The following is a 25796-nucleotide window of genomic DNA, read 5'->3' as shown; positions in this document are numbered from 1 at the left end:
CTTCATGCCCTCGCATGCCGATTCGCCCGCGGTTCATCACGCGGGCTCGCTGACGATTTTCCAGGGCGCCGCGCTGTATATCGGCGCGGTGCTCGGCACCGGTGTCATTGCGTTGCCGGCGCTCGCGGCCGAGGTCGCGGGGCCCGCGTCGCTGTTCGCGTGGGCCGCGCTCGTCGTGCTGTCGGGGCCGCTTGCGGCGACCTTCGCCGCGCTCGGCGCGCGCTATCCGGACGCAGGCGGCGTATCGACCTATGCGCGGCGCGCATTCGGACCGAAGGCGGCGGCCATCGTCGGCTGGTGCTTCTATTTCGCGGTGCCGGCCGGCGCGCCGGCGGCCGCGATGTTCGGCGGCGCGTACGTCGCCGCCGTCACCGGCGGCGGCCATGTCACGGTGATCGTCACGGCCGCCGCGCTGATCGCCACGGTATCGGCTGCGAATGCGTTCGGCGTCACGGTGTCGGGCCGCATGCAGCTCGTGTTGTCGGCGCTGCTCGTCACGCTGCTGCTGGCCGCCGTGTTCGCGTCCGCGCCGCATGCGCGCACCGCGAACCTGCATCCGTTCGCGCCGCACGGCTGGCTCGCGGTCGGCCAGGCCGCCGCGTTGCTCGTGTGGAGCTTCGCGGGCTGGGAAGCGATCACGCACCTCGCCGCCGAATTCCGCCGGCCGGCACACGATATGCCGCGCTCGGCCGGCATCGCGGTCGTGGTCGTCGGGTTTCTGTATCTGTCGGTGGCGGCCGCGAGCGTGACCGTCCTGGGGCCATCGGCCGGCGCGTCGGGAGCACCGCTCGCGGAGCTGATCGCCGGCGGCATCGGCGGCCACGCGCAGGTGCTGGCGGCCGCGGCCGCGCTGCTCCTGACGCTCGGCACGATGAACGCGTATTTCGCCGGAGCGGCCAAGCTCGGCGCGGCGCTCGGTCGCGACGGCGCGCTGCCCGCGTGGCTGGCACAAGGCAGCCAGGTCGGCGGCGTGCCGCGTCGCAGCCTCGGCGTGATCGCGGTGCTGGCGGCCGTCGCGCTCGCCGCGACGACGTTGTCCGACGTCGGGCCGAAACCGCTCGTGCTCGTGACTTCCGGATGCTTCGTGATGGTGTACGGGCTCGGCGCGGCCGCTGCGCTGAAGCTGTTGCCGCGCGGCAGCATCGCGTATCGCTGCGCGTGGGTTTCGCTGGTCGCCGTCGCGGGGCTGTTCCTGACGACGGGGTGGTATATCTTGTGCCCGCTGCTGCTCGCGGGCGGTGCGCTGGTTTATCTGCGGATGGCCGGACCGCGCACGTAATCGTGTGGCTGTGCGCGGGCCAGCCGGGAACCGGCCATGTGCACCGCTTCGCCGAACGCGTCAGGCCGGCACCAGCTCGAAACTGAGCCGCTTGCCGAGCGCGGTGGCCGCGCTTGCGAGCGTCGCGAGCGTGAGGCTCGTATCGGTTTCATCGAGCAGCCGGTTGAGCGCGGCGCGGCTGGTCTTCATTCGTGCGGCCATCGCGGTTTTCGTGATGTGCTGGGCCTTCATTTCCTGGCCGATCTGCCACGCGATCACGCGCTTGATCGCGGTGGCGGTGGCCGCCTCGAGATGGCCGTCGTCGTCGAGGAAGGTGTCGAAGTCGCTGCCGATATGCGGGTTGTTCGTGGTCGTCATGGGTACTCCAATTCAGGGTGTGGCCGGCGGGCCATCGGCGATGACCTGTGCCGGCTCAACCGGGAAATTCAGATGGCGCGAGCGAGCGCTTTCAGCCGCGCGACGCTGACGTCGAGCTCGTCGGACGGCGTGGCCTGCGATTGCTTGAAGAACGCGTGCAACAGCACCATCGTGTTGCCGACCACGGTGAACAGCACGCGCGCATTGCGCGTCGGCAACGTCACGCGGATCTCCCACAGATCCTTCGACATCTTCCGGACCACCGGCATGCCGAGCGGCCAGCCCAGCTGAACGGTCTTGATTTCTTCGCCGATCGTCCTGCGCTCAACCTGCCCGAGCGCGCCAAGCCATTCGCGCACCGGCTCGTTGCCGCGCGCCGTGCGGAAGAACCGCACGCCGAGCGTGATCTGAATCTGCTGTCTCGCCATCGTCGTGTCATGGATCGTACCAAAAACGATACGATATGCCAAGCACGACGATGCTCGCTACTGACCGTACGACTAACGTGATGTGGCGAACGGAACGCCGCTGCGCTGGCCGTCCGCCCGGCCCCTTCACGACGGCTCAACGTTCGCGGCGAGCCGGCTTGCGCGCGCGGCGCGGCGCCCGCGTCGAGCGCACGTCGCCGAACCGCGCCTGTGCGATCTCGCGCACGGCGTCGATCAGCGTGCGCGCGACGGGCGACGGCTGCGCATCGGTGCGCAGCACGAGCCCGACCGGCTCGTCGGTGCCCGCCGACGGCAACGGCAGGCGCGCGAGCGCGCCGGCCGACAGGTCGTATTCGGCCGCATAGAGCGGCACGAACCACACCGCGTCGTTTTCGAGCGCGAGCGCGCGCGCGACCGACACCGACAGCACCTCGATGAACGAATCCAGCGGCGGCGCACCGCACGCGCCGAGCAGTTGCTCGGCCGACTGGCGGATCAGCGTGCCGAACGGCGGCAGCACGACCGGATAGCGCGCGAGCTCGGCGGCCGGCGCGGCGCTCGCCAGCAGCGGGTGCCCGGCCCGCACGACCGCGACGAGCGGCTCGTTGTACAACTGCTCGAATGCGAGCCCGATCATGCGCTCCGGCTCCGACAGACGCCCGATCGCGCATTCGATCGCGCCCGCCTTCAGGCGCTCCAGCAGTTCGGTATTCGCGGCCGTCGCGATCCGCACGACGACGCGCGGCCAGCGCGCGGCCAGTGCCTTCATCAGCGCGGGGGCGAGCGATGCGGCAACCGTCGGCAGCATGCCGATTTCGAGCGTCGCCGCGGCCGCGCCGCCCTCGCGCGCGAGCAGCCCGACGCCCTGCCGCAGCGCGAGCACGCACGCGTTCGCATGAGGGATGAACAGCTGCGCTTCGCCGGTCGGCTGTGCGCCATGCCGTCCGCGCTCGAACAGCTTCACGCCGAGGATCGACTCCAGCTCGGCGATCGTCTTCGACACCGCCGGCTGCGTGATCGACAGGCTTTCGGCCGCCTTCTGCACGCCGCCCAACTGCGCGACCGCGAGAAAACACTGCAGGTGCCGGAATTTGACGCGGCCGTCGGCGATGCGATTATTCATAACAGGCGGTTATACGAAAGGTGGTATCACGCCATTTTGCATAACTTTCCGGAAAGCCCCAAGCGATCCGTCGACGCCGCGACCGGTTCGCTGGCGGCCGGGCGCGGGGCCGGCATCGACGATGCGAAACCCGACGCTTTTCCCGCCGCAAATACGGCCGGCACGGCCGATTTTCATCGGCCCGGGTGAACATAACGAACGGTTATGCGATTCGCGAAAAAAGGTCATTTTGCATAACTTTCCGGAACAGCTAAAGTCCTGCCATCCACTTCGCGAAATACCTATCAGGAGACGCCCGATGGATTCCCCCACGATCCTCACACCGCGCGACTGGCCGTCGCATCCCGCGTATGTCCACCCCGAGTACCGTTCGTCGGTCAAGCGCGGCCCAACCCGCCCGATGATCCCGCTGAAGGAGAAGCTGCGTGACCAGTACGCGCCCGTCTACGGCGCCGAAGATCTCGGTGCGCTCGATCACGACCTGACGAAGAACGCCGTGAAGAACGGCGAGCCGCTCGGCGAGCGCATCGTCGTCACCGGTCGCGTGCTCGACGAAGGCGGCAAGCCGGTGCGCAACACGCTCGTCGAGGTGTGGCAGGCGAACGCGGCCGGCCGCTACGTGCACAAGGTCGACCAGCACGACGCACCGCTCGACCCGAACTTCCTCGGCGCGGGCCGCTGCCTGACCGACAACGAAGGCCGCTACCGCTTCCTGACGATCAAGCCCGGCGCGTATCCGTGGGGCAACCATCCGAACGCGTGGCGCCCGAATCACATCCACTTCTCGCTGTTCGGCGATTACTTCGGCTCGCGCCTCGTCACGCAGATGTACTTCCCCGGCGATCCGCTGCTCGCGTACGACCCGATCTTCCAGGGCACGCCGGAAGAAGCGCGCGAGCGCCTGATCTCGCGCTTCTCGATGGACATCACCGAAGAAGGCTATGCGCTCGGCTACGAATTCGACATCGTGCTGCGCGGCCGCGACGCCACCCCGATGGAGCGCTGAACCATGACGACGCTGAAGCAAACCCCTTCGCAGACGGTCGGCCCGTACTTCGCGTACGGCCTGTGCCCGCAGCAGTACGACTACGACCTGAAGAGCCTGTTCACGCCGGCGATCGCGACGCCGGAAGCCGAAGGCGAGCACGTGCTGCTGGTCGGTCAGGTGTTCGACGGTGACGGCAACGTCGTCGGCGACGCGGTGCTCGAATTCACGCAGGTGGATGGCGCGGGCCGCTATCCGGCGTCTCGCGACGACATCGCGAAGTCCGGCTTCACGGGCTTCGCACGCGTCGGCACCGGCACCGATCCGCAGCAACGCTACGTCGTGCAGACGGTGAAGCCGGGCCGCATCGCCGCCGACGAAGCGCCGCACATCAACGTGACCGTGATGATGCGCGGGATCCTGACCCACGCGTTCACGCGCGTGTATTTCGACGACGAAGCCGCAGCGAACGCGGCCGATCCGGTGCTGAACCTGGTGCCGGCCGAACGCCGTGCGACGCTCGTCGCGAAGCGCGACGCACAGCCGGGCCGGCCCGTCGTGTACCGCTTCGACATTCGCATGCAGGGACCGGAAGAAACCGTGTTCTTCGACGTGTGACGCGCGAGCCGGCGCGGGCCGGCTGTCCGCCCGACACCGCCGCGTGGCGCGATACCGACAGGCATCGCGCCACGCGGCGGTTTTCGTTTTCGGGCGTCAACATTCGATGCTGTGGCGCAGCACGCGCACGCACGATGATCGACCTCGACGGTTCAGTCCTTCCGTCCCCGGAATCGAACGCGCGATTCAAACGCATGCTGCGACCGCACATCGATGGGTGCGACGGGCCCGATATCGTTTGCGCGTTATGCGGCGTATGCTTCGTTATCCGCGATGCATCGACTTGATTGAATCGATGCAGGAAATAATTCACGAGTCGATGAGCGCGCGTCACGTCTGCGGCTGAGCGCGCATTACTTCTGACCGCGTGCCTTTAAGCGCGCCTGACCGAAACCTGGCAGGCGCGTTTTTTTCGCCGGCCGCCGGTGCGGTGCCGGGCGGTGCCCGCCGCCCGCCCGTGCCGGCTAGCGGCGAACCTCCAGATACCGGCTCGGCGTATCGCCGAGGATGCGGCGGAACGCGGACGTAAAGGCGCTCGCGCTCGCGTATCCGAGTTCCAGCGCAACGCGCGTGACGGATTGGCCGTCGCTCAGCCGCGTAATCGCCGCCAGCATGCAGACCTGCTGACGCCATGCGGCGAAACTCACGCCGGTCTGCGCGCGGAACAGCCGTGTGAACGTGCGCCGGCTCACGCCCGCATCGGTCGCCACCTGGTCGAGATCGGCCGCGATCGACGGCGACGCGAACAGATGCCGGCAGATCCTCGCGAGGCGCGCGTCGGTCGGCAGCGGCGCGTGCAGCGACAGCCGCGGCATCGTCGCGATTTCCGCGACCAGCAGCGCCATCAGCTTGCCCGCGCGGCCGTCGACGTCGTACATCGCAGGCAGGTCGATCGCATCGTCGATCAGCTGCCGCAACAGCGGCGACACGCCGTACACGCCGCACTGGTCCGGCAGCCCCGCGGCGCGGGCCGCGTCGTCGGCGACGAACGTGTTGAACAGCGTAACGGGGCCGGTCATCGTCACTTCGTGCCGCACGCCGGCCGGCACCCAGCACGCGCGCTGCGGCGGCACCAGCCAGCGGCCGTGCGGCGTCGACACGCCGATCGTGCCGCGCGACGCGAACGCGAACTGTCCGCGCGCGTGCGCGTGCTCCGGAAACGTCGTACCGGCCGCGTAGTCGTTGGCGGTCACGACCACGCTACGCGGAATGTGTTCGTAGGGATCTAGCAGCGTATTTCTCAAGGCCCGAATTCCATCATGAATACCCGAGATCGAAGGCGGGTCACCTTCGACCGGTCTACGATCCGCTCCGCGCCTGCGCGACCGGACGGCCGCGGGACCCGACGGCCGAATCGGCCGGATAGCGACTTCATCGGAGCGGAAGCACGCATTACCGCAACATGAACGACATCGCCGACAGGCTGTTCAGCGTGCGCACCACGTGCTCGACCGACGGCCCGTCGAAGCGCAGCGTCACCGCGTCGACGCGTTCGAGCGACGGCAGCACGCAGAACAGATCGGCGAGCGCGGCCGTCTGCACGCGCAGCGTGCACGCGGCCGGCGCGGGCCGATGCGCGGTCGCGCGCAAGCCGGACGACAGCGCATGCGCGACCGTTTCGCGAGCGGCGGTCGCGATGCGGGCGCACGACGCGGCCGGCGTCAGCGTGTCGCCGCTCGATGCACCGCCGGCCGTCTTCACCGTTTCGAAACGCGCGTCCGGAAACAGCAGCCGCGTTTCGTCGACGAACACGTCGTCGCCCGACGCCAGCGCGACGTGCGCGCCGTATTCGCGCGCCAGCGCGCCGTACAGCCCCGCTTCGCCGAGCTCGATGCCGTTCAGCCATACCTGCGTGAACGCGAAGCCGTTGATGGTGTGCGCGAGCACGCCGCGCGTCTGCGATTTCGCGTGGAAACCGATCATGAACACGAGGTCGGGCTGCTGTTCGAGTCCCGCCATCATCCCGAGCGGGCGCGGCTTGCCGAGCACGACGCGTGCACGCGCATCGAGCCCGTCGGGCAGCAGGTTCCGGAAGCCGCCGTGCGAATCGTTGACCCAGACGGCCTGCGCGCCGCCCGCAAACGCGCCTTCGATCGCCGCGTTCGCCTCGGCGGTCATCCAGCGGCGCGCGCGTTCGTATTCCGGATTGCCGGCACGCGTCTGCTCGGTGGCGAACACGCCGGCGACGCCTTCGATGTCGGTCGAGATCAGGATCTTCATGACGGGTTGAGATGTCCTTGGTCGTACTTGTTGAACAGATGGGCGAGATCCGGCACCGCGTCGCGCAGCGATTGCCGCACGTGGCCGTCGCGCCCGGCGACGGTCACGGCCTGCAGCAGCGCGTCGGCGATCGCATGCTCGACGCTTTCGGCCGCGGCCATGAACAGCGGATCGAGTGCCGCGTCGGCCACGAGCGCCGGCAACGCGACGGTCGACGCATCGTGCGCGACGGTGTACGCGGTGGAAAACGCGAGCGCGATGTCGCCGCTGCCGTGCCCGTAGACCGAACCGGTACGGGCGAGCCCCGCACCCGCGCGGCGCGCGAGCCGCGACAACTGCCGCGCGTCGAGCGGCGCATCGGTCGCGAGCAGCAGGATGATCGAGCCTTGTTCGGGCGGCGCCGCGTGTGCCGCCTCCTGTGCCGGCTGCCCGGCCGCGGCCGCATGACGCTGCGCGACGATGCGTCCGACCGGCACGCCCGCGAGCGTCAGCATCGGCAGCCGGCCGAAATTCGCGAGCACGAGCGCGCCGACCGTATAAGGCCTCGCGGCCGCGACGGCCACGCGCGACGCGGAGCCGATCCCGCCCTTCAGGTCGAAGCACGACATCCCGCGCCCGGCGCCCACCGCCCCGCGAGCGAAGTCGCGCGACGCGGCGCGGCACGCCGCGTCGTAATGCGCGGCCGTCACCGCGAACGCGTGGATGTCGTTCAGATAACCGTCGTTGCACTCGAACACGAGCGGATTCACGGTCGGCCAGTCGCGGCCGATCCGCGGATTCGCGGCGATGGCCGCGCGGATCTGCGCGTCGGCGACCGTGCCGACGCCGAACGTATTCGTCAGCGCGACCGGCGTGTCGAGCATGCCGAGCTCGTCGACCTGCACGAGCCCGGTGCTCTTGCCGAAGCCGTTGATCACCGCCGCGCCGGCCGGCACCTTGCTGCGGTACAGGTCGCCCGCGTGCGGCTTCACGACGGTGACCCCGGTCTGCACGGCGCCGGCGTCGAGCGTCGCATGACCGACCGTCACACCCGGCACGTCGGCGATCGTGCCGCGCGGGCCGGACGGCAGCGTCTCGCTCCACATCGGGACTGCGCGCATCAGCGGCGCTCCAGCTTCGGATCGAGCGCGTCGCGCAGCCCGTCGCCGAGCAGGTTGAACGCGAGCACGGTCAGGAAGATCGCGAGGCTCGGGAAGATCGCGACGTGCGGCGCGGTCACCATGTCCGCGCGCGCCTCGTTGAGCATCGCGCCCCACTCCGGCGTCGGCGGCTGCGCGCCGAGCCCGAGGAACGACAGGCTCGCGGCCGTGATGATCGACGTGCCGATCCGCATCGTGAAGTACACGACGACCGACGACACGGTGCCCGGCAGGATGTGCCGCATGATGATCGTCCAGTCCGACGCGCCGATGCTGCGCGCGGCTTCCACGTAGGTCATGTGCTTGAGCATCAGCGTGTTGCCGCGCACGAGCCGCGCGAACGCCGGGATGCTGAAGATCGCGACCGCGCAGATCACGTTGATCATCCCGTTGCCGAGGATCGCGACCACGCCGATCGCGAGGAGGATCCCCGGGAATGCGAACAGCACGTCGGCCACGCGCATCGTGATGCGGTCCCACCAGCCTTCGTAGTAGCCGGCGAGCAGCCCGAAGAACGTGCCGACGAGCGCACCGAGCGCAACCGAGAAGAAGCCGGCGGCGAGCGAGATCCGCGTGCCGGCGATGATCCGGCTGAAGATGTCGCGGCCGAGCGAGTCGACACCGAACCAGTGCACGGCCGACGGCCCCGCGTTCAGCGCGTCGTAGTCGAAATAGTTTTCCGGATCGAACGGCACGATGTGCGGGCCGACGAACGCGAGCACGACGAGCGCGAGCACGAAGCCGCCGGCAACCAGCGCGACGGTCTGCTTGCGGAACTTGCGCCAGAATTCGCGCCACGGCGTGCGGATCGCGCTCGATGCGGCGGGCGCCGCGGGCTGGACAGTCGCGTTCATGCGCGCCTCACTTGAACCGGATGGTCGGGTTGATGACCGCGTACAGCACGTCGACGGTCAGGTTGATCAGGATGAACTCGAGCGAGAACAGCAGCACGATCGCCTGGATCACCGGGTAGTCGCGCATCGTCACCGCGTCGACCAGCAGGCGCCCGAGGCCCGGCCAGTTGAACACTGCCTCGACGACGATCGACCCGCCGAGCAGGAAGCCGAACTGCAGCCCCATCATCGTGACGACCGGAATCATCGCGTTGCGCAGGCAGTGCTTGAGCACGACCATCGGCTCGTGCACGCCCTTCGCGCGCGCGGTGCGCACGAAGTCCTCGTTGAGCACCTCGACGAACGATGCGCGCGTGAAGCGCGCCATCACGGCCGCGACCGCGGCGCCGAGCGTCAGCGACGGCAGCACGTAGCTCTTCCACGTGCCGTCCGGCACGACCGGCAGCCAGCCGAGCTTCACCGAAAAGATTTCCATCAGCAGCATGCCGAGCGCAAATGCCGGAAACGAGATGCCCGACACGGCGATCGTCATCCCGACGCGGTCGGGCCAGCGGTTGCGCCACACCGCCGACGCGATCCCGATCGCCATCCCGAACGCCGTCGCCCACACCATGCTGACGAGCGTGAGCAGCAGCGTCGGCATGAAGCGCTCGCCGATCTCGGTCGACACCGGCCGCTTGCTGCGCGTCGACGTGCCGAAATCGCCGTGCGCGATCTTCACGAAGAAGTTCGCGAACTGCGCAGGCAGCGGCCGGTCGAGCCCGAGATCGGCGCGCACAAGCGCGACCGTCGCGTCGTCGGCTTCGGGGCCGGCCGCGAGCCGCGCCGGATCGCCGGGCAGCAGGTGCACGAACAGGAACACCAGCACCGCGACGATCGCGAGCGTGGGCAGCAGGCCGAACAGGCGTTTGACCAGAAAATTCAGCATGGGGCACCGATCGAATCAGCGCGCCGGCAGCTTGCGCCGCCGGCGCCGCACAGCGGGCGAATCGCCGTCATTTCACCGAGATTTCGTCGAAGTTGAACGAACCGTCCGGCATCACGTACATGCCGTGCAGGCGCTTGCTGCGCGCATATACGATCTTCTCCTGCACGAGGAAGATCCACGGCGCATCGGCCCACACCTGCTTTTGCGCGTCGGCGTACAGCGACGCCTTCTTCGCACGGTCGGTGGTCTCGAGCGCCTTCGCGAGATCGTCGTCGACGGCGGCGTTCTTGTAGTACGCGGTGTTGTACAGCTTCGGCGGCGCCGACGTGGACGCGAGCAGCGGCGACAGCGCCCAGTTCGCCTCGCCCGTCGACGCGGACCAGCCGCTGTAGTACATCCGCACGGGAGCGGTTGCCGGATCCTGCGCGCTCTCGACCTTCGCGACCCGCTCGCCGGCCTCGAGCGCCTGCACCTGCACCTTCACGCCGACCTGCGCGAGCTGCTGCTGCACGAACTGGATCAGCTTCTGCGCGGTCGAGTGGTTGTATGCGGACCACAGCGTCGATTCGAAGCCGTTCGGATAGCCGGCCTCCTTCAGCAGCGCGCGCGCCTTCGCCGGATCGTACGGCCAGGGCCCGAGCTTCGTCGCGTATTCGACGCCGACCGGTGCGACGCCCGTTTGCGGCGTCGCATAGCCGGCGAACACCACCTTCGCGAGCGCTTCCTTGTTGACCGCGTAGTTCAGCGCTTCGCGCACCTTCGGATTGTCGAACGGCTTCTTCTGCGTGTTCAGCGAGATGTAGCGCTGGATGATCGACGGCCGCTCGATCAGCTCGACCTTCGGGTTGCTCTTCAGATCGGCGGCCTGCTCGAACGGGATCGTGAACGCGAAGTCGGCCTCGCCGGTCTTCAGCAGCGCGGCGCGCGTGTTGTTGTCGACCACCGGCTTCCAGTCGATCGAATCGACCTTCGGATAGCCCTTCTTCCAGTAGCCGGCAAACTTCTTCACCTTCATGTCGTCGGTCTGCTTCCATTCGACGAACTCGAACGGGCCCGTGCCGACCGGATGCAGCGACACGTCGCGCCCCCACTTCTTCAGCGCGGCCGGCGAGATCATCACCGCCGACGGGTGCGCGAGCGTGTTGATGAACGCGGAGAACGGCTCGCGCAGCGTGAAGCGCACGGTCATCGGATCGACGACTTCGGTCTTCTCGATCACGCGGAACAGCCCGTACCGCTTCAGCTTGTTCGCCGGATCGGTCACGCGGTCGAAGTTCGCCTTCACCGCGGCGGCGTTGAAGTCGGTGCCGTCGTGGAACTTCACGCCCGCGCGCAGCTTGACCGTGTACGTCTTCGCGTCGGGGCTCGCCTCGTAGCTCGTCGCGAGCACGTTGACGAGCTTCATGTCCTTGTCGAAACCGAACAGTCCTTCGTAGAACGACTTGACGACCGCCTGCGACACCGTGTCGTTCGCATCGTACGGGTCCATCGTCGTGAACGTCGAATACACCGCGACCACCACGTTCTGCTGCGCGAACGCAGGCAGCGCGGCCGTCAGCGCGAACGCGCCGGCGAGCGCGGCGAAGGATGCACGCGGACGAAACATCGGGAACGGATACGGCTTGTTCATGTTGCTGGGCTCCTGTAGGTGGATCGGTGACGCCTCGCGGGCGTTTCGGTTTCGACTTCCTGCTGGGTTGCGCGCATCGTGCGCGCGCTCGTCGGGGCGTGGCGCGAAGCGACCGGCCCGCGGCACTTCACTTCAATACGCGCCGCCGACGCGGTGCGTCGCGACGAAATGATCCGGGCCGACCGCGACGAGCGGCGCGACCGTGGGTTCGTCCCCGACCGCGCGGATCGGGCTCGGAATCTCGTCGGCCGCGAGCTGGCGCGGCGCATGCCGGCGCGCCGGGTCGGCCACCGGCACCGCGCTCATCAGCTTCTTCGTGTACGGATGCTGCGGCGCCTCGAACACCGCGCGGCGCGGGCCGATCTCGACGATCTGGCCGAGATACATCACCGCGACGCGATGGCTGATGCGCTCGACCACCGCCATGTCGTGCGAGATGAACAGATACGCGACGCCGAGCTCGCGCTGCAAATCGAGCATCAGGTTGACGATCTGTGCCTGCACCGACACGTCGAGCGCCGACACCGATTCGTCGGCGATCACGACCTTCGGATTCAGCGCGAGCGCGCGCGCGATCGCGATCCGCTGGCGCTGGCCGCCCGAGAATTCGTGCGGATAGCGGCGCGCGGCCTCCGGCGGCAGGCCGACCTTGTCGAGCAGCCAGTCGACGCGCGCCTGCGCTTCGCGGCCGCTCGCGACGCCGTGCACGAGCAGCGGCTCCATGATCGAGAAGCCGACGGTCAGCCGCGGGTTCAGCGACGCGAACGGATCCTGGAAGATGAACTGGATGTTCCGGCGCAGCGCCTGCAGGTCCGCGCCCTTCAGCGCGCTGATGTCGCGGCCGTCGAACTCGATCGAGCCGCTCTGCGATTCGACGAGGCGCAGCAGCGAGCGGCCGGTCGTCGACTTGCCGCAGCCCGACTCGCCGACGAGCGCGAGCGTCTCGCCCGCACGCAGCTCGAAGCTCACGCGCTCGACCGCATGCACGTACTGCGACACGCGGCCGAACACGCCGCTCTTCACCGGGAAGCGCGTGACGAGATCGCGCACGCGCAGGATCGGCGGCGCCGCATGATCGACGAGCGGCTGGCTGTCGGCCGCGGCACCGTTTGCGGCTTGCGCGTCGTTCGCCGCAGGCGCGGCCGCGCTCGTGCCGGCCACCTTCAGCAGCGGGAATTTCTCGGGGATATCGGTGCCCTGCATCGACCCGAGCCGCGGCACCGCCGCGAGCAGCGCGCGCGTGTAGCGATGCGCGGGCATCGTGAAGATCCGCTCGGACTCGCCCTCCTCGACCTTCTCGCCGCGATACATCACGAGCACGCGATCGGCCACCTCGGCGACCACGCCCATGTCGTGCGTGATGAAGATCACGCCCATGTTCATTTCGTCCTGCAGCCCGCGGATCAGTTGCAGGATCTGCGCCTGGATCGTCACGTCGAGCGCGGTCGTCGGCTCGTCGGCGATCAGCAGCGCGGGACGGCACGACAGCGCCATCGCGATCATCACGCGCTGCCGCATCCCGCCGGACAGCTGGTGCGGATAACGCGCGAACACGCGGCGCGCTTCCGGGATGCGCACGAGGTCGAGCAGCCGCAACGCTTCCGCGCGCGCCTCGGTCGCGCTCTTCGACTGGTGCAGCGCGATCGCCTCGCTGATCTGGTCGCCGACCGTAAACACCGGGTTCAGCGACGTCATCGGTTCCTGGAAGATCATCGCGATGTCCGCGCCGCGGATGCCGCGCATCGTCGCCGCGCTCGCCTGCGCGAGGTCGACGAGCGTGCCGCCGCGCCGCCGCAGCACGATCCGGCCACTCGTGATCTCGCCGCCGCCATGCTCGACGAGCCGCATCAGCGCGAGCGACGTGACCGACTTGCCGGAGCCCGATTCGCCGACGATCGCGAGCGTCTCGCCGCGATCGACGTGAAACGACACGTTGCGCACTGCGTCGAACGTCGCGTTTTCGCGGCGGAACATCACCGACAGGTCGTCGACGGCGACGACGCGCTGTTCCGGCAGGACCAGCGCGGACGGGTTTCGGCTCGAAGTCATGCGAAGCTCTCCTCGTGCGATCCGGAATCAGGCTGCATCGTCGCGGTAGATGCCGACCACCGGCGCCTCGCCGACGCGCGCGTACCCGCGATACATCCCTTCCGTGTTGAACGGCATCGCGACGTTGCCGTGCGCATCGACCGCGACGATCCCGCCGCGGCCGGCCAGGCGCGGCAGCTTGTTCATCACGACGTCGTGCGCGGCGTCGGCGAGCGATGCGCCGCGATACGCGATCTGCGCGGCCATGTCGTGCGCGGTCGCGAGCCGGATGAACATCTCGCCGGTGCCGGTGGCGGATACCGCGCACGTCGCGTCGTCCGCGTAGCAGCCGGCGCCGATGATCGGCGAATCGCCGACGCGCCCCGGCTGCTTGTTCGTGATGCCGCCGGTCGACGTCGCCGCCGCGACATGCCCGTTGACGTCGCACGCGACCGCGCCGACCGTGCCGTGCTTGCGGTCGGGATCGAGCGGTTCGGGCGGCCGCGCGGCGCCGAACGCGAAGGTCGCCGCGTCGTGATCGAGCATCGTGCCGGCCGCCGCGCGCGCCTTGACCCATTGCGCATGGCGCGCTTCGGTGTCGAAGTAGCCGGGCTCGACGAGTTCGAGCCCCTGCGCGGCCGCGAACGCGTCCGCGCCTGCGCCGGCGAACAGCACGTGCTCGCTCGCCTCCATCACGCGCCGCGCGGCGAGGACCGGATTGCGCACGCGGGTCGCGCAGCAGATCGCGCCGGCCGCGAGCGTCGCGCCGTCCATCACAGCCGCGTCGAGCTCGTGCCGGCCCTCGGCCGTATAGACGGCGCCGCGCCCGGCGTTGAACAGCGGACAGTCCTCGAGCATCCGCACCGCGACGGTCACGGCGTCGAGCGCGCTGCCGCCGCCGGCGAGCACCTTCTGCGCGGCCTCGAGGATCGCGGTGAGCTCGGCTCGGTACTGGCGTTCGGTGTCGGAATCCATCGCATCGCGCAGGATCGTGCCTGCGCCGCCATGAATCGCGACGATCGCGGATGAAGTCATGATTTTTTCGGACGTGGGGAAGAAGGGCTGGCGGCCGGCAGCGCCGCTTGCGGCTGCACGAGCCACGGCAGCAGGAATTCGGTCATCTCGGCGGCGGACTTCGCGGACCGGTGCGTGCGCAGCGCGACCGCATCGATCAGCGCCTCGATCAACGTGAGCACGGCGGCTTCCGACGTCGCCGCGAAACGCCGCTCGGCCTTCACGTACAGGTTCATCGATGCGATCGGCGCAAGCGGCGATTGCGGGCCGTCGGAGATGCCGAGCACGCGCGCGCCGCGCGCCGCCGCACGACGGGCCAGCTCGATCGTGTCCTTCACGTAGCGCGGACACGCGAGCGCGATCACGAGATCGCGCGAGTCGGCCGTATACAGGCGCCGCGCCGCATGCGACGGGCCGCCCAGCAGCGCGAGCGATTGCACGTTGTCGTGGCACACCGACAGCCCGTGCTCCATCAGCCCGGCGAGGAACGCGCTCGAACCGGCGCCGAGGATCAGCACGCGCCGCGCGCCGACGATCGCCTCGACCGCCGCTTCGACATCGGCCGCATCCAGCTGCGCGCGCGTGTTCTCGATGTTCGCGACGGCCTGGTCGAACACCGCATCGATCCACGCGGCGCCGCGCACGCCCTGCTCCTGTTCCTGCGCCGACCGCAGCCGCTCGACCGGGCCGAGCGTCGCCTCGAAGCCGCGCACGAGCGCCGCGCGCATCGCCGGATAGCCGTCGAAGCCGAGCGCCTTCGCGAAGCGGTTCGCGGTCGCGATCGATGCGTTCACCGCCTGCGCGAGCTCGTCGATCCGCATCGTCGCCGCGCGAAACGGATTCGCGAGCACGAACTGGCCCATCCGCCGATGGATCGGCGTCATCCGCGGCATGGCCGACGCAATGCGCTCCGCGATCGCGGATTCATCCTGACTGGCATCGTGCGGAACGAGAGGCGTCATACGAAAGGTTTTGCAAGGTAGATGAAAATCAATTTACACAATCTGCCGCGCGGAAAAAAATAAATTTTCATCAGGGTTGTCACGACCCTGTCGCGTTCGCGTGCACGGATCGGCGGTGTCGCGGGCCGCACCGCGCCGACGCGCGGGTTTTCTCGCTCGCCGCGATACCTTACAATTCGTCAGCTTGATCCTTGCTGCATACCCTCTCCTTGCAGTCCTGACACCGCGGTACACTCGACGCACGCCGTATCAGGGTCCGACGCGCGACGTACGCGCGCCGGGCGGCGTCGCGCCTCGTTGCGCCCACAACTGGATGCCCGCCATGCCAGATTCCGTTCCGTCGCCCCGCACGACGTTCAAGCCGCAGGTCGTACTGCCGGCGCTCGCGGTCATCGGCGCGCTGCTCGCCGTATGCGCGCTGCACCCGACCGAAGCCGGCGCGCTGTTCTCCGCCGGCCAGCAGTGGGTCGTCGCGCGCTTCGACTGGTTCTACGTGCTCGCCGTCACCACGTTCCTCGTCTTTCTCGTGCTGATCGCGGCAAGCGACTTCGGCAACATCCGGCTCGGCCCCGACGATGCCGAACCCGAGTTCAGCTTCGTGTCGTGGACGGCCATGCTGTTCGCGGCCGGCATGGGGATCGGCCTCATGTACTTCGGCGTCGGCGAGCCGATGCAGCACTTCCTGAAGCCGCCGACCGTCGACCCCGGCACGCCTGCCGCCGCGCGCGAGGCGATGCTGATGACCTTCTTCCACTGGGGCTTCCATGCGTGGGCGGTCTACGGGCTGATGGGGCTCGTGCTCGCGTACTTCGGCTTCCGCTACAACCTGCCGCTGACGCTGCGCTCCGGGCTGTATCCGGTGCTGCGCGAGCGCGTGAACGGCTGGATCGGTCACACGGTCGACGCATTCGCGCTGGTCGGCACGGTCGCGGGCATCGCGACGACGCTCGGCTACGGCGTGATGCAACTGAGCGCGGGCCTGCACACGGTGGCCGGCTGGGACACGAGCGGCAACGCGTTTCGCATCGCGCTCGTCGCGATCGTCGTGCTCCTCGCGGGCGCGTCGGCTGCAAGCGGCCTCGACAAGGGTGTGCGACGGCTGTCCGAGCTGAACCTGCTGCTCGCGTTCCTGCTGCTTGCGTTCGTGGTCGTCGCGGGCCCTACCGCGTTCCTGCTGCGCGCGCTCGGCGACAACATCGGGCAGTACCTGTCGAACCTCGTCGACCTGTCGTTCCGCACCTATGCGTACGCGCCGCCGCGCGAGGAAGGCTGGTTCGGCGGCTGGACGATTCTCTACTGGGCATGGTGGGTGTCGTGGTCGCCGTTCGTCGGGATGTTCATCGCGCGCATCTCGCGCGGCCGCACGATCCGCCAGTTCGTGATCGGCGTGTTGCTCGTGCCGACGGCGTTCAACCTCGTATGGATGACCGTGTTCGGCAACAGCGCGATCTGGCTCGACACGCACGGTGCGGCCGGCGCGCTCGCGCAGACGGCCACCAGCGTCGACGCGCTGCTGTTCCGCTTCTTCGATTTCCTGCCGCTGCCGCAGTTGTTGTCGATCGTCGCGATCGTGCTGATCGCGGTGTTCTTCGTCACGTCCGCCGATTCGGGCGCGTTCGTGATCGACCAGATCGCGACGCGCGGCGCCGCGCATTCGCCGGTGTGGCAGCGGCTGTTCTGGGCCGCGCTGCTCGGCGTGACGGCGGCCGTGCTGCTGGTCGCGGGCGGCCTCGGCGCGCTGCAGGCGATGACGCTGATCGCCGCGTTGCCGGTCGCGCTGATCATGCTCGCCCTGTGCTACGGGCTGTGGCGCGGGCTCGCGGCCGATCGCGCGCACTATTCGCAGGACGTCGCGCCCGCGACGAGCTTCTGGACCGGTCAGCACTGGCGCCATCGCCTGACGCACATCCTGCGTCAAACCACCGAGGCCGACGCGCGCCAGTTCGTCGCTGAAACCGTCGAGCCCGCGCTGCGCAAGGTCGCCGACGAACTGCGCGCCGGCGGCGTCGACGCGCACGTGCAGCGCGACAACGAGGATGCGGTACGGCTCACCGTGCCGACCGCCGAACATCGCGATTTCGTCTACGGCGCGCGCGTGACGGCAAAATCCGCGCCGGCGTGCCTCGTACGCGAGACGGCCGAACCGGAATCGGAACGTCCGCACGTGTACGGGATCGTCACGTTCTTCGCGGACGGCCGGCTCGGCTACGACGTCGAATACCTGCGCGGTGACGAACTGATCGCCGACGTGCTGCGGCAATACGAACGCTACGTGTCGCTCGCGGCCGACCAGCGCACGCATCTGCTGAGCCGCGCGCCGGGTCACGCAACGGAGGCCGAATGAGCGAGACCATCGGCTTCTTCATATTGGCCAGATTCATTACGTTCGGCGCGTTCAGCGCATCGAGCCGGCGCGCGCCTGCCGGCGGAGCCGCACGATGAGCGGCGTCCTGCACGATCGTACCGGCGACCTCATCGCACTCGCCACGCTCGCGGTGCTTTACGTCGCCGGTGTCGGCCTTGCGCTGTGGCGGATGCGCACGGCCGCGCCGCGCGGCAAGCTGTACTGGATCGCCTGCATCGCGCTGCTGGCCGGCGGCGCGGTCGCGATGACCGCGAACCTGTCGCCCGTGCCCAACAGCGGCGAGATGCCGCCGGGTTTTGCGCTCGGCGCCGAAGCCGTGCTGCTCGGCCTCGCGCTCGTCGCGGCCGGTTGCGCGTGGTGGATGTTGCGCGCACGGCGCGGCTGAAGACAGCGCTTTACGCTTTACGCGCGTCCGGTTCAGCGCGCGTACCGGCCCACGCGCGTTGCAACGATCGGAAAGTCGCCGTTCTCCCGAAGCGTCACACCGACCGCGCCCGCGCGGTAACGAGCCAGCACGCCGCGTCGAAACGCAGATCGGCGCCCTGCACGTAGCGATCGAACGCGGCGCGAACCGTCTCGATCACGCGCCGGCGTGTCGCGTCGTCCACCTGCCGCAGCGCGAGGCCGACGGGTCCCAGCCGCGCGATGTAGTCGTCCAGCGCGGCGGCCGGCAACGCACATGCGGTATCGATCGGCTCGATCGCGATGTCGGCCCAGCCGCTGTCCGCCAACACCGACGCGATCCGCTGGCGGTCACCGAACGCGAATTGTCCCGGTGCGCCGGGTTGCCGCGCCGGCAGGTCGGGCAGCAACGGCTCGGCGGCACGCTCGGCCGTCGTCATGAACGGATTGTCGGCCGCGCCGCGCCATGCAACGAAGCGCAGCTGCGCGTTCTGCCGCGCCGCGTGCCGCAAGTTCCCGAATGCCCGGACCGGATCGTCGAAGAACATCACGCCGAAGCGCGACACGATCAGGTCGAACCGAGCGGGCGGGAACCCGTGCGTCTGCGCATCGGCCTGCACGAAATCGATGTCGAGACCGTCGCGTTCCGCGCGCGCGTGCGCGGCGGCGATCATCCGCGCCGAGATGTCGACACCCGTACAGTGCGCGTGCGCGCCGAGTCGCCGTGCGATCGCGAGCGTCACCGCGCCCGTGCCGCAGCCGACATCCAGCACGCTGCGCGCGGACGCCGTCACCGCCGCGTCCGCGAGCAGTATCTCGAACGGCTCGAACATCCGGTCGAGCGACGTCTGCGCGTCGACCCACGCGAGCCCCGACGGCCCGTTCCACAGCGCGGACTGCGCTTCGTTTGCGTGGCTGTCTTCCATCGTCGATTCTCCTGGTTCCTGTTGGGCGTCATGAGCCGTGCACGGGACTATGCTGCATCAAGCCGGCTTGAGGTCAAGGCCGTCGCGCCGGAACGCTCGGCGCGCCGGCTGCATCGCAGCCATTCACATTACTTACATTCGTGTTGCGTATCGTTGACGGCTTTCCTACGGTGCCTCCCATGCGACGACTCTTCTCGCGCGCGCGGTTCGTGCGCTGCGCTCCGCTTGTTGCCCTCGCGGCGCTGTCCGCGTGTTCGAACCACATCGATACGCCCGCCGATCCGGCCAGTGCCGCGATCAACGTCCAGGCCGCGTGGGTCGAGATCGGCGATGCGAACCAGGCGATCGCGCGCGTGATCACGAACTACCGCCCCGCTTCCGCGAGCGATCCGCTGTGTCCGCAGCTTGCCGTCGACGGCAAGCTGTCGCGCATGACGCTGCGCGCCGGCGCCGCGACCGTTCCGCAACGGACGACCGCCAGCGACCCGGCCGACTCGAAGCCGTCGAGCTTCCCGGTGTCGGTCTGCGAAACGACGCTGCCGGCCGATGCGCAGTCGGCGAGCGTCGCGGGGCGCGCGCTGCCGCTGCCGAAAGCGCTGCCGCAGCGCATCGCGATCATCGCCGACACCGGCTGCCGGATGAAGAAGGCCGACAACGCATGGCAGGCGTGCAACGACGCGACGGTCTGGCCGTTCGACACGATCGCGGCGAGCGTCGCGAAGCTGTCGCCTGATCTGGTGCTGCACGTCGGCGACTATCACTATCGCGAGAACGCATGCCCGCCCGACATCGCCGGCTGCAAGGACAGCCCATGGGGCTACGGCTGGGATACGTGGCAGGCCGACCTGTTCCGCCCGGCCGCGCCGCTGTTCGCGAAGGCGCCGTGGGTCGTCGTGCGCGGCAATCACGAGGAATGCGCGCGGGCCGGCCAGGGCTGGTACCGCTTCCTCGATCCGCGCCCGTATTCGGCGGCCCGTTCGTGCGACGATCCGGCCAACGACAACGACGCGAACTACTCGGACCCGTATGCGGTGTCGCTCGGCGGCGGCACGCAGGTGATCGTGTTCGATACCGCGAAGGTCGGCCGCAATCCGCTGAAGACGACCGACGCGCAATTCCGCATCTACCAGAAGCAGTTCCAGACGGTCGCGGCGCTCGCGTCGAAAGCCGGCATCACGACGACGATCTTCACGAACCACCATCCGATCCTCGCGTTCGCGCCGATCGCCGGCAGCACGCCTGCGCCGGGCAACCTCGCGCTGCAGTCGGTGATGGCGAGCCTGAACGCACAGGCGTACTACCCGCCCGGCATCCACGTCGCGCTGCACGGACACGTGCACGACTTCCAGGCGATCAACTTCTCGTCCGGACATCCGGCGACGATCGTGTCCGGCAACGGCGGCGACAACCTCGACGTCGCGCTGCCCGATCCGTTCCCGGCAGGCCTGACGCCCGCGCCGGGCGCCGTGATCGAGCGGCTGTCGCACAACAACAGCTTCGGCTTCCTGATCATGGAGCGACGCGCGGCGCCGGCAACGGGCTGGGTGTTCCATGCGTATTCGGCGGCGGGCAAGCTGCTCGCGTCGTGCGACCAGTCGGGCACGACGCTCGCCTGCGACAAGACGGGGTTCATCGCGCCGTGAGTGACGACGTGCGGTTGGGTGAGGGTTTGACGGGTTTGGCGGGTTTGGCGGGGGTGGCCGGCCGCTGGCGGCGGATGGCTGCGGTGTGGGTACGTCCGGTTTCGGGGATGGCGGCAAGCGAGCGTCGGATTAGGGGGTCGCGTGCGACTCCGGCGTCTGCTTCGGCTTCGGCATCGGCTTCGGCATCGGCTTCGGTTTCGGCTTCGGCGCTGGCTCCGGCATCGGCATCGGCATCGGCATCGGCTTCGGCTTCGGCATCGGCTTCGGCGTCGGCTCCGGCTCCGGCTCCGGCTTCGGCGCCGGCTCCAGCATCGGCATCGGCTTCGGCTTCGGCTCGCGTTCCGGCTCCGATCCCGGTTGCCGGTACCGGCTCGGCGATACGCATGCTTGCCACTGCGATGCTCGCCGGGGCCGCACTTGCGGCGCAGGCCGCACCTTCCGAAACGACGCTGCTCCCCGGCGCGCCGCCGTCGCGCGTCGTCGGCACGATCGGCAACGGCACGCCGCAGGTGACCGGCAAGGTCGACGCGGCGACCGCCCGCTTCGCGCCCGATCCGACGCTCGTCGCGCTCGGGCGGCGGATCTTCTTCGATCCGCGCCTGTCCGAGCCGCGCGGGACGTCGTGCGCGGGCTGCCACGATCCGGCGCGCGCGTTCGCGCCGACACTGTCCGCGGCCTCGCTCGCAGGCCCCGGCGTGCCGGAAGGCAGCCGCCGCGGGCGCTTCAGCCAGCGCAATGCGCCGTCGCTGCTCTACGTCCGTTACGTGCCGCGCCGCCACTTCTACCAGGATGACGACGCGCCGGCGCCGTCGCCGTTCGGCGGCCTCTTCAGCGACGGCCGCGCGGACACGCTCGCCGAACAGATCCGCGGGCCGCTGTTCGATCCGAACGAGATGAACAACCGGTCGCCGGCTGCGCTGCTGCGCAAGGTCGACGGCACCGAGCTGGCGCCCGATCTCGCCGCACGCTTCGGCGCATCCGTACGGCGCGATCCGGAGCAGCTGGTGCGCGCGCTCGGCGCGGCGCTCGAGGCCTACCTGCAGAGCGACGAGATGGCGCCGTTCACGTCGCGCTTCGACACGTTCCTGCGCACGCGCCAACCGCTCGCGCCGGCCGAGATGCGCGGGCTGGCGCTGTTTCGCAACCCCGACAAGGGCAACTGCATGAGTTGCCATACGTTGTCGGAGACGTCGAGCCGGCCGGAACGCTCCCTGTTCACCGACTTCGGCTACGACGCGATCGCGGTGCCGCGCAATCGCGCGCTGCCCGCGAACCGCGATCCGCGCCATTTCGACAACGGCCTGTGCGACACGGCCACCCGGCTGCGCTGGCCCGAGCCGACGCAATGGTGCGGCTACCTGCGCACGCCGGGGCTGCGCAACGTCGCGGTCAAACAGACGTTCATGCACAACGGCGTATTCACGACGCTGCGCGACGCGGTCGCGTTCTACAACACGCGGTCGACGGACCCGGGCCGCTGGTATCACGGCGCGAAGACGTTCGACGACGTGCCGGCCGCCTATCGCGGCAACATCAACGTCAACTCGACGCCGATGAACCGCCGGCCGGGCACGCCGCCCGCCCTGACCGACGCGGAAATCGACGATATCGTCGCGTTCCTCGGCACGCTGACCGATGCGCGCTATGCGCATTTCGCGGCCTCCGCCAGCCCTGCCGCCCCCGCCACGCCGAAGGCGCCTGCCGCCCGGATCGCCCGTACCGCCGCGCCGGCGCGCTGAACCCTGGCCGAACGGCCAGGCGGACGCACGCCCGCTTGCGGCCGCCTCATATACTGGTTATATTTACAGTACTGTATTTATGAACAGTGAGGTGCGCGATGGAACATCTGGTCCGTATCGTCAACGACACCGATCGCCAAGTACTGGCATGGCTGCGCGCGCAGCTCGGCGACGCCCGCGTGGAGCGCGCGGCACGCCAGCTCGGGCATACGCGCAAACCGTTTCCGTTCGCGGTATGCCGGTATCTGGGCATGAGCGCGCCGGCCACGCTGCGCCAGCCGGAACGGCCGCGTGCCGCGCGCGACTTCACGGTCGGCGATCGCTACCTGTCGCTGATCCGTCAGCACCTGGCCGCGCAGGCGGTGGGCCGATGACATCGCCGAAGTCGTATCGCTGGCGTGTCGTCGCGCGGCGGCCGGCCGGCGGAAGCGCGACGAGCCGGATCGGCCGGCCCGTGCGTTCAGCTCGAACACCGGGCGCCGACGCAGACGCACCGGGCAAGCCGCTCCCGGCACGGCCTACGCGGCGGCGGCCGCGTCCCGTATCAGCTCGCCGAGTGTTTCGATTGCCGCTTCATGGGCCGTGTCGAACACCCGCGTGCAGGCAAGCCGGACATACGCGTCAAAGCGGTCGGAATTCGAAAAGATCGAGCCGGGCGCAATCCTTACCCCGCGTGCCAACGCGGCATCGAACAATGGTTCGGAACGCACGCCGTCCGGCAACGCGATCCACAGCAGCATGCCGCCCGGCGGCCGGTTCATCCGCGTGCCGGCCGGAAAGTGGCGCGCGATCGCATCGATCGTCGCATCGCGCTGCACGCGAAGCTGTTCGCGAAACCGGTGCAGGTGGCGATCGAATGCACCCGAGCCGACGAATTCGGCCGCGACGGCCTGCAGCAACGCAGCGTTGTGCCGGCTGTGCGCGAACTTGAGCATTTTCACGCGCGCATGCCAGCGGCCCGCGCTCATCCAGCCGAGCCGCATCCCGGGCGCCAGCACCTTGTTGAACGACGGGCAGTAGATCACCGTGCCGTCGCGGTCCCATGCCTTCACCGGCTTCACCGCGTGCGGCGCCTCGACGAGTTCGCGATACGGCTCGTCCTCGATCACGGCCACGCCGTGGCGCGAGCACAGCGCGACCAGCGCGGCCTTGCGTTCGTCGGGCATCACGCTGCCGAGCGGGTTCTGCAGATTCGGCACGACGACCACGGCCCGAATATCGGGGTACGCGGTCAGCGCCACGTCGAGCGCCTCGATCGACAGCCCGGTTGTCGGACTGGCCGGAATTTCGAGCGCGCGCAGGCCGAGGCTTTCGAGCAACTGGATCAAGCCGAAAAAGGCCGGCGATTCGATCGCGATCGTGTCGCCGGGGCGCGCCACCGCGCGCAGCGCGAGATTCACCGCATCGACGCCGCCGCTCGTCGACATCACGTCGTCCGGCGACACGGTCACACCGTACGACAGCGCACGCCTGGCCATCGTCTGCCGGAATTCGGGCGAGCCGCCGACCGGCCCTGCATCGGTCAACAGCGTCGGCTTGCGGCGCAACAGCCGGATCGCCAGCGCCTGCAGGCGCTCGGCCGGATACAGCGTCGCCTGCGCGGACGCGCCGCCGAGATTCAGCGCGTCGGGTTTCGCATTCCCGCGATCGATCACCCGCGATACGCGTTCGTGCAGGCCGGCGAATGGCGGTTCGATACTCAACGGCGGCCCGCTGCTTTCCGGCAGCGCCTGAAGCGCAGCCGCCGCTCGCCGCCGCACGAAGTACCCGGAACGCGGCCTGGCTTCGCACCAGCCCGTATCCTCGAGCCGCCGGAACGCCTGGATCGCGGTCGACAGGCTTACGCCGTGCTGCGCCATGAATGCGCGCACCGACGGCATCCGGTCGCCGGGCGAGAGCGTGCCGGCCGCGATGATGCGGCGGTAATGCTCGGCGAGCCGTTCGTAAAGCGGCTCGCCGGTCATCGGCAAAGGCGTGCGGGACGGATCGGCGGCGAAGGTCATGCAGTCGATCGTGCCCGCGCGCTCCGGTGCACGCCAGATACAGATTCCGACGAAACCCACCGATACAGCGATCTGAAACAGGCGTTTGCACCGTAACAGATTCCCGTCCCCTGAATCTGTCGTGCACCCGCGCGTTTCCCTAACCTGATGGCACGCCATCGCCTCGCCGTCGCGAGGCCGGCCAACCAGTGACAACGGGAAAGGACTCGCCATGCGAACGCAAGACATCCGGCTCGATGCCGGCCAAAGCCACTTTGCGTGGTTGGACAACGGCGCCCGGGTGATCGTGCTCGACGGCGCGCTGTCGGTTACGCTGCACCACGGCGGGCTCGACTGGCTGCCGGATGCGCCGCAATACGTTCGCCGCGTGCTCGACGAAGGCGAATGCCTGACGATCGAGACGGCCGGCCATGTGATGTTGTCCGCCAGCGGGGCCGGGCCGGTCGGCGCGATCGTCGCGGAACCGGCGGCTCGACGCGGCGTGTTCGCCGCGTGGCGCGCATGGCTGCACCGGGCGTCGGTCCGGGTATTCACCGAACGGCATGTGCGCGAGCAGCCCTGACTGCGGCAGCTCGCGCCATCGTCGCCGGGTGTCATCATGCGACCGCCGCGTCGCCGCGCCGGCGACACGCGCGATCTTGTCAGCCACCGCGCTGCGGGGCAGATCCACTCAGCGCGTCCGATCAGGCTGCTGCAGCGGCCACGGCCCGTGACAGGAAGTCCGCGGCCGCTACCGCGCCTTCCGCCGCCGCTCGATCCATTCGAACAGCGCCATGCCGACCAGCATCGCGACGGCGAACGCCATGCCCTTGACCGACCCGAGCCCGATCGACACGATCGCCGGCCCCGGGCAGAACCCGGCGAGGCCCCAGCCGATGCCGAACACGGCGCTCCCGGCAACGAGGCGCACGGTCACCGTCCGCGCGGCAGGCCACTGAATCGGTAAGCCGAGCCACGAGCACGTCCGACGCTTCGCCCATGCGAATGCAAACACCGCGACGCCGATCGCGCCGGCCATCACGAATGCGAGCGACGGATCCCACCAGCCGGCCAGGTCGAGAAAACCGAGCACCTTCCGCGGGTTCGCCATCCCCGACACGATCAGGCCGACGCCGAACAGCAGTCCGGCCAGAAACGCGAATGCTGCCTGCAT

25 protein-coding genes are annotated in these 25796 nt (G+C 69.1%); 9 read left to right on the top strand and 16 right to left on the bottom strand.

Features of this window, described 5'->3' with window-relative positions:
* Positions 1–4 precede the first annotated feature (4 nt).
* On the top strand, positions 5–1279 hold the full coding sequence (locus Q3A80_RS09440) for an APC family permease (protein ID WP_446328776.1): 1275 nt from the start codon (positions 5–7) through the stop codon (positions 1277–1279).
* 60 nt (positions 1280–1339) lie between these two features.
* Here Q3A80_RS09440 and Q3A80_RS09435 read toward each other — a convergent pair whose 3' ends face one another.
* From Q3A80_RS09435 to pcaQ, 3 genes are all read right to left on the bottom strand, one after another.
* Positions 1340–1636, bottom strand: a complete 297-nt coding sequence (locus tag Q3A80_RS09435; protein ID WP_040139646.1) for an XRE family transcriptional regulator — start codon at positions 1634–1636, stop codon at positions 1340–1342.
* A 68-nt stretch (positions 1637–1704) separates the two neighbouring features.
* On the bottom strand, positions 1705–2064 hold the full coding sequence (locus Q3A80_RS09430) for a type II toxin-antitoxin system RelE/ParE family toxin (protein ID WP_446328775.1): 360 nt from the start codon (positions 2062–2064) through the stop codon (positions 1705–1707).
* Positions 2065–2200: 136 nt separating this feature from the next.
* The gene (pcaQ, locus tag Q3A80_RS09425) at positions 2201–3187 is read right to left on the bottom strand and encodes a pca operon transcription factor PcaQ (protein ID WP_446328774.1); all 987 of its coding nucleotides are present in this window, start codon (positions 3185–3187) and stop codon (positions 2201–2203) included.
* Between the two features lie 298 nt (positions 3188–3485).
* Between pcaQ and pcaH the strand changes: the two genes are divergently transcribed.
* Together pcaH and pcaG are read left to right on the top strand one after the other, a co-directional pair.
* Positions 3486–4193: a protocatechuate 3,4-dioxygenase subunit beta gene (gene pcaH, locus Q3A80_RS09420; RefSeq protein ID WP_446328773.1), complete on the top strand. Its 708-nt coding sequence runs from the start codon at positions 3486–3488 to the stop codon at positions 4191–4193.
* A gap of 3 nt (positions 4194–4196) precedes the next feature.
* On the top strand, positions 4197–4790 hold the full coding sequence (gene pcaG, locus Q3A80_RS09415; protein WP_446328772.1) for a protocatechuate 3,4-dioxygenase subunit alpha: 594 nt from the start codon (positions 4197–4199) through the stop codon (positions 4788–4790).
* 464 nt (positions 4791–5254) lie between these two features.
* Here pcaG and Q3A80_RS09410 read toward each other — a convergent pair whose 3' ends face one another.
* The 9 genes from Q3A80_RS09410 to Q3A80_RS09370 form a co-directional block, all read right to left on the bottom strand.
* Complete coding sequence (locus Q3A80_RS09410) at positions 5255–6034, bottom strand: AraC family transcriptional regulator (protein WP_446328771.1); 780 nt, start codon at positions 6032–6034, stop codon at positions 5255–5257.
* Positions 6035–6182: 148 nt separating this feature from the next.
* Positions 6183–7010: a M55 family metallopeptidase gene (locus Q3A80_RS09405; protein WP_446328770.1), complete on the bottom strand. Its 828-nt coding sequence runs from the start codon at positions 7008–7010 to the stop codon at positions 6183–6185.
* Positions 7007–8110: a DmpA family aminopeptidase gene (locus tag Q3A80_RS09400; protein WP_446328769.1), complete on the bottom strand. Its 1104-nt coding sequence runs from the start codon at positions 8108–8110 to the stop codon at positions 7007–7009. The genes Q3A80_RS09405 and Q3A80_RS09400 overlap by 4 nt, the downstream gene beginning before the upstream one ends.
* Positions 8110–9003, bottom strand: coding sequence for a glutathione ABC transporter permease GsiD (gene gsiD / locus Q3A80_RS09395; RefSeq protein WP_446328768.1), 894 nt, complete (start codon positions 9001–9003; stop codon positions 8110–8112). Before gsiD ends, Q3A80_RS09400 begins: the two co-directional genes overlap by 1 nt.
* 7 nt (positions 9004–9010) lie before the next feature.
* Complete coding sequence (gene gsiC, locus Q3A80_RS09390) at positions 9011–9931, bottom strand: glutathione ABC transporter permease GsiC (RefSeq protein WP_040139637.1); 921 nt, start codon at positions 9929–9931, stop codon at positions 9011–9013.
* A 67-nt stretch (positions 9932–9998) separates the two neighbouring features.
* Positions 9999–11561, bottom strand: coding sequence for a glutathione ABC transporter substrate-binding protein GsiB (gsiB, locus tag Q3A80_RS09385; RefSeq protein WP_446328767.1), 1563 nt, complete (start codon positions 11559–11561; stop codon positions 9999–10001).
* A gap of 132 nt (positions 11562–11693) precedes the next feature.
* Positions 11694–13610, bottom strand: coding sequence for a dipeptide ABC transporter ATP-binding protein (locus Q3A80_RS09380; RefSeq protein WP_446328766.1), 1917 nt, complete (start codon positions 13608–13610; stop codon positions 11694–11696).
* Positions 13611–13637: 27 nt separating this feature from the next.
* Positions 13638–14624: an isoaspartyl peptidase/L-asparaginase family protein gene (locus tag Q3A80_RS09375; RefSeq protein ID WP_446328765.1), complete on the bottom strand. Its 987-nt coding sequence runs from the start codon at positions 14622–14624 to the stop codon at positions 13638–13640.
* Positions 14621–15565 (bottom strand): MurR/RpiR family transcriptional regulator, encoded by a 945-nt coding sequence (locus Q3A80_RS09370; RefSeq protein WP_446328764.1) that lies wholly within the window; start codon positions 15563–15565, stop codon positions 14621–14623. The genes Q3A80_RS09375 and Q3A80_RS09370 overlap by 4 nt, the downstream gene beginning before the upstream one ends.
* 322 nt (positions 15566–15887) lie before the next feature.
* On the opposite strand from Q3A80_RS09370, the gene Q3A80_RS09365 reads away from it, so the two are divergent.
* Together Q3A80_RS09365 and Q3A80_RS09360 are read left to right on the top strand one after the other, a co-directional pair.
* Positions 15888–17909: a BCCT family transporter gene (locus Q3A80_RS09365; RefSeq protein WP_446328763.1), complete on the top strand. Its 2022-nt coding sequence runs from the start codon at positions 15888–15890 to the stop codon at positions 17907–17909.
* Positions 17910–18003: 94 nt separating this feature from the next.
* Positions 18004–18315: a hypothetical protein gene (locus tag Q3A80_RS09360; protein WP_446328762.1), complete on the top strand. Its 312-nt coding sequence runs from the start codon at positions 18004–18006 to the stop codon at positions 18313–18315.
* A 94-nt stretch (positions 18316–18409) separates the two neighbouring features.
* On the opposite strand, the gene Q3A80_RS09355 is transcribed toward Q3A80_RS09360, so the two are convergent.
* Complete coding sequence (locus Q3A80_RS09355) at positions 18410–19258, bottom strand: class I SAM-dependent methyltransferase (protein ID WP_446328761.1); 849 nt, start codon at positions 19256–19258, stop codon at positions 18410–18412.
* Positions 19259–19437: 179 nt separating this feature from the next.
* Between Q3A80_RS09355 and Q3A80_RS09350 the strand changes: the two genes are divergently transcribed.
* Positions 19438–20901: a metallophosphoesterase family protein gene (locus tag Q3A80_RS09350; protein ID WP_446328760.1), complete on the top strand. Its 1464-nt coding sequence runs from the start codon at positions 19438–19440 to the stop codon at positions 20899–20901.
* Here the strand turns inward: Q3A80_RS09350 and Q3A80_RS09345 are convergent.
* Complete coding sequence (locus Q3A80_RS09345; protein WP_446328759.1) at positions 20888–21286, bottom strand: hypothetical protein; 399 nt, start codon at positions 21284–21286, stop codon at positions 20888–20890. The genes Q3A80_RS09350 and Q3A80_RS09345 overlap by 14 nt on opposite strands.
* On the opposite strand from Q3A80_RS09345, the gene Q3A80_RS09340 reads away from it, so the two are divergent.
* Complete coding sequence (locus Q3A80_RS09340; protein ID WP_446328758.1) at positions 21285–22640, top strand: cytochrome-c peroxidase; 1356 nt, start codon at positions 21285–21287, stop codon at positions 22638–22640. The two genes, Q3A80_RS09345 and Q3A80_RS09340, sit on opposite strands and share 2 nt — an antisense overlap.
* Before the next feature lie 98 nt (positions 22641–22738).
* Positions 22739–23014 (top strand): hypothetical protein, encoded by a 276-nt coding sequence (locus Q3A80_RS09335; protein WP_446328757.1) that lies wholly within the window; start codon positions 22739–22741, stop codon positions 23012–23014.
* 144 nt (positions 23015–23158) lie between these two features.
* Here the strand turns inward: Q3A80_RS09335 and Q3A80_RS09330 are convergent, their stop codons facing one another.
* The gene (locus Q3A80_RS09330; protein WP_446328756.1) at positions 23159–24643 is read right to left on the bottom strand and encodes an aminotransferase-like domain-containing protein; all 1485 of its coding nucleotides are present in this window, start codon (positions 24641–24643) and stop codon (positions 23159–23161) included.
* A 211-nt stretch (positions 24644–24854) separates the two neighbouring features.
* Between Q3A80_RS09330 and Q3A80_RS09325 the strand changes: the two genes are divergently transcribed.
* Positions 24855–25205 (top strand): hypothetical protein, encoded by a 351-nt coding sequence (locus Q3A80_RS09325; RefSeq protein WP_446328755.1) that lies wholly within the window; start codon positions 24855–24857, stop codon positions 25203–25205.
* Between the two features lie 168 nt (positions 25206–25373).
* Here the strand turns inward: Q3A80_RS09325 and Q3A80_RS09320 are convergent, their stop codons facing one another.
* The gene (locus tag Q3A80_RS09320) at positions 25374–25796 is read right to left on the bottom strand and encodes a DUF6691 family protein (RefSeq protein ID WP_446328754.1); all 423 of its coding nucleotides are present in this window, start codon (positions 25794–25796) and stop codon (positions 25374–25376) included.

The organism is Burkholderia sp. SR8 (assembly GCF_052851275.1).
The sequence above is the reverse complement of the archived record's forward strand: the minus strand, read 5'-3'. Positions and strand labels throughout refer to the sequence as shown.

Excerpts from the sequence above, each read along its gene's own strand:
- Q3A80_RS09440 (WP_446328776.1), top strand. The coding sequence starts at position 5 with ATGCCCTCGCATGCCGATTCGCCCGCGGTTCATCACGCGGGCTCGCTG.
- Q3A80_RS09435 (WP_040139646.1), bottom strand. The coding sequence starts at position 1,636 with ATGACGACCACGAACAACCCGCATATCGGCAGCGACTTCGACACCTTC.
- Q3A80_RS09430 (WP_446328775.1), bottom strand. The coding sequence starts at position 2,064 with ATGGCGAGACAGCAGATTCAGATCACGCTCGGCGTGCGGTTCTTCCGC.
- pcaQ (WP_446328774.1), bottom strand. The coding sequence starts at position 3,187 with ATGAATAATCGCATCGCCGACGGCCGCGTCAAATTCCGGCACCTGCAG.
- pcaH (WP_446328773.1), top strand. The coding sequence starts at position 3,486 with ATGGATTCCCCCACGATCCTCACACCGCGCGACTGGCCGTCGCATCCC.
- pcaG (WP_446328772.1), top strand. The coding sequence starts at position 4,197 with ATGACGACGCTGAAGCAAACCCCTTCGCAGACGGTCGGCCCGTACTTC.
- Q3A80_RS09405 (WP_446328770.1), bottom strand. The coding sequence starts at position 7,010 with ATGAAGATCCTGATCTCGACCGACATCGAAGGCGTCGCCGGCGTGTTC.
- Q3A80_RS09400 (WP_446328769.1), bottom strand. The coding sequence starts at position 8,110 with ATGCGCGCAGTCCCGATGTGGAGCGAGACGCTGCCGTCCGGCCCGCGC.
- gsiD (WP_446328768.1), bottom strand. The coding sequence starts at position 9,003 with ATGAACGCGACTGTCCAGCCCGCGGCGCCCGCCGCATCGAGCGCGATC.
- gsiC (WP_040139637.1), bottom strand. The coding sequence starts at position 9,931 with ATGCTGAATTTTCTGGTCAAACGCCTGTTCGGCCTGCTGCCCACGCTC.
- gsiB (WP_446328767.1), bottom strand. The coding sequence starts at position 11,561 with ATGAACAAGCCGTATCCGTTCCCGATGTTTCGTCCGCGTGCATCCTTC.
- Q3A80_RS09380 (WP_446328766.1), bottom strand. The coding sequence starts at position 13,610 with ATGACTTCGAGCCGAAACCCGTCCGCGCTGGTCCTGCCGGAACAGCGC.
- Q3A80_RS09375 (WP_446328765.1), bottom strand. The coding sequence starts at position 14,624 with ATGACTTCATCCGCGATCGTCGCGATTCATGGCGGCGCAGGCACGATC.
- Q3A80_RS09370 (WP_446328764.1), bottom strand. The coding sequence starts at position 15,565 with ATGACGCCTCTCGTTCCGCACGATGCCAGTCAGGATGAATCCGCGATC.
- Q3A80_RS09365 (WP_446328763.1), top strand. The coding sequence starts at position 15,888 with ATGCCAGATTCCGTTCCGTCGCCCCGCACGACGTTCAAGCCGCAGGTC.
- Q3A80_RS09360 (WP_446328762.1), top strand. The coding sequence starts at position 18,004 with ATGAGCGGCGTCCTGCACGATCGTACCGGCGACCTCATCGCACTCGCC.
- Q3A80_RS09355 (WP_446328761.1), bottom strand. The coding sequence starts at position 19,258 with ATGGAAGACAGCCACGCAAACGAAGCGCAGTCCGCGCTGTGGAACGGG.
- Q3A80_RS09350 (WP_446328760.1), top strand. The coding sequence starts at position 19,438 with ATGCGACGACTCTTCTCGCGCGCGCGGTTCGTGCGCTGCGCTCCGCTT.
- Q3A80_RS09340 (WP_446328758.1), top strand. The coding sequence starts at position 21,285 with ATGCTTGCCACTGCGATGCTCGCCGGGGCCGCACTTGCGGCGCAGGCC.
- Q3A80_RS09345 (WP_446328759.1), bottom strand. The coding sequence starts at position 21,286 with ATGCGTATCGCCGAGCCGGTACCGGCAACCGGGATCGGAGCCGGAACG.
- Q3A80_RS09335 (WP_446328757.1), top strand. The coding sequence starts at position 22,739 with ATGGAACATCTGGTCCGTATCGTCAACGACACCGATCGCCAAGTACTG.
- Q3A80_RS09330 (WP_446328756.1), bottom strand. The coding sequence starts at position 24,643 with ATGACCTTCGCCGCCGATCCGTCCCGCACGCCTTTGCCGATGACCGGC.
- Q3A80_RS09325 (WP_446328755.1), top strand. The coding sequence starts at position 24,855 with ATGCGAACGCAAGACATCCGGCTCGATGCCGGCCAAAGCCACTTTGCG.
- Q3A80_RS09320 (WP_446328754.1), bottom strand. The coding sequence starts at position 25,796 with ATGCAGGCAGCATTCGCGTTTCTGGCCGGACTGCTGTTCGGCGTCGGC.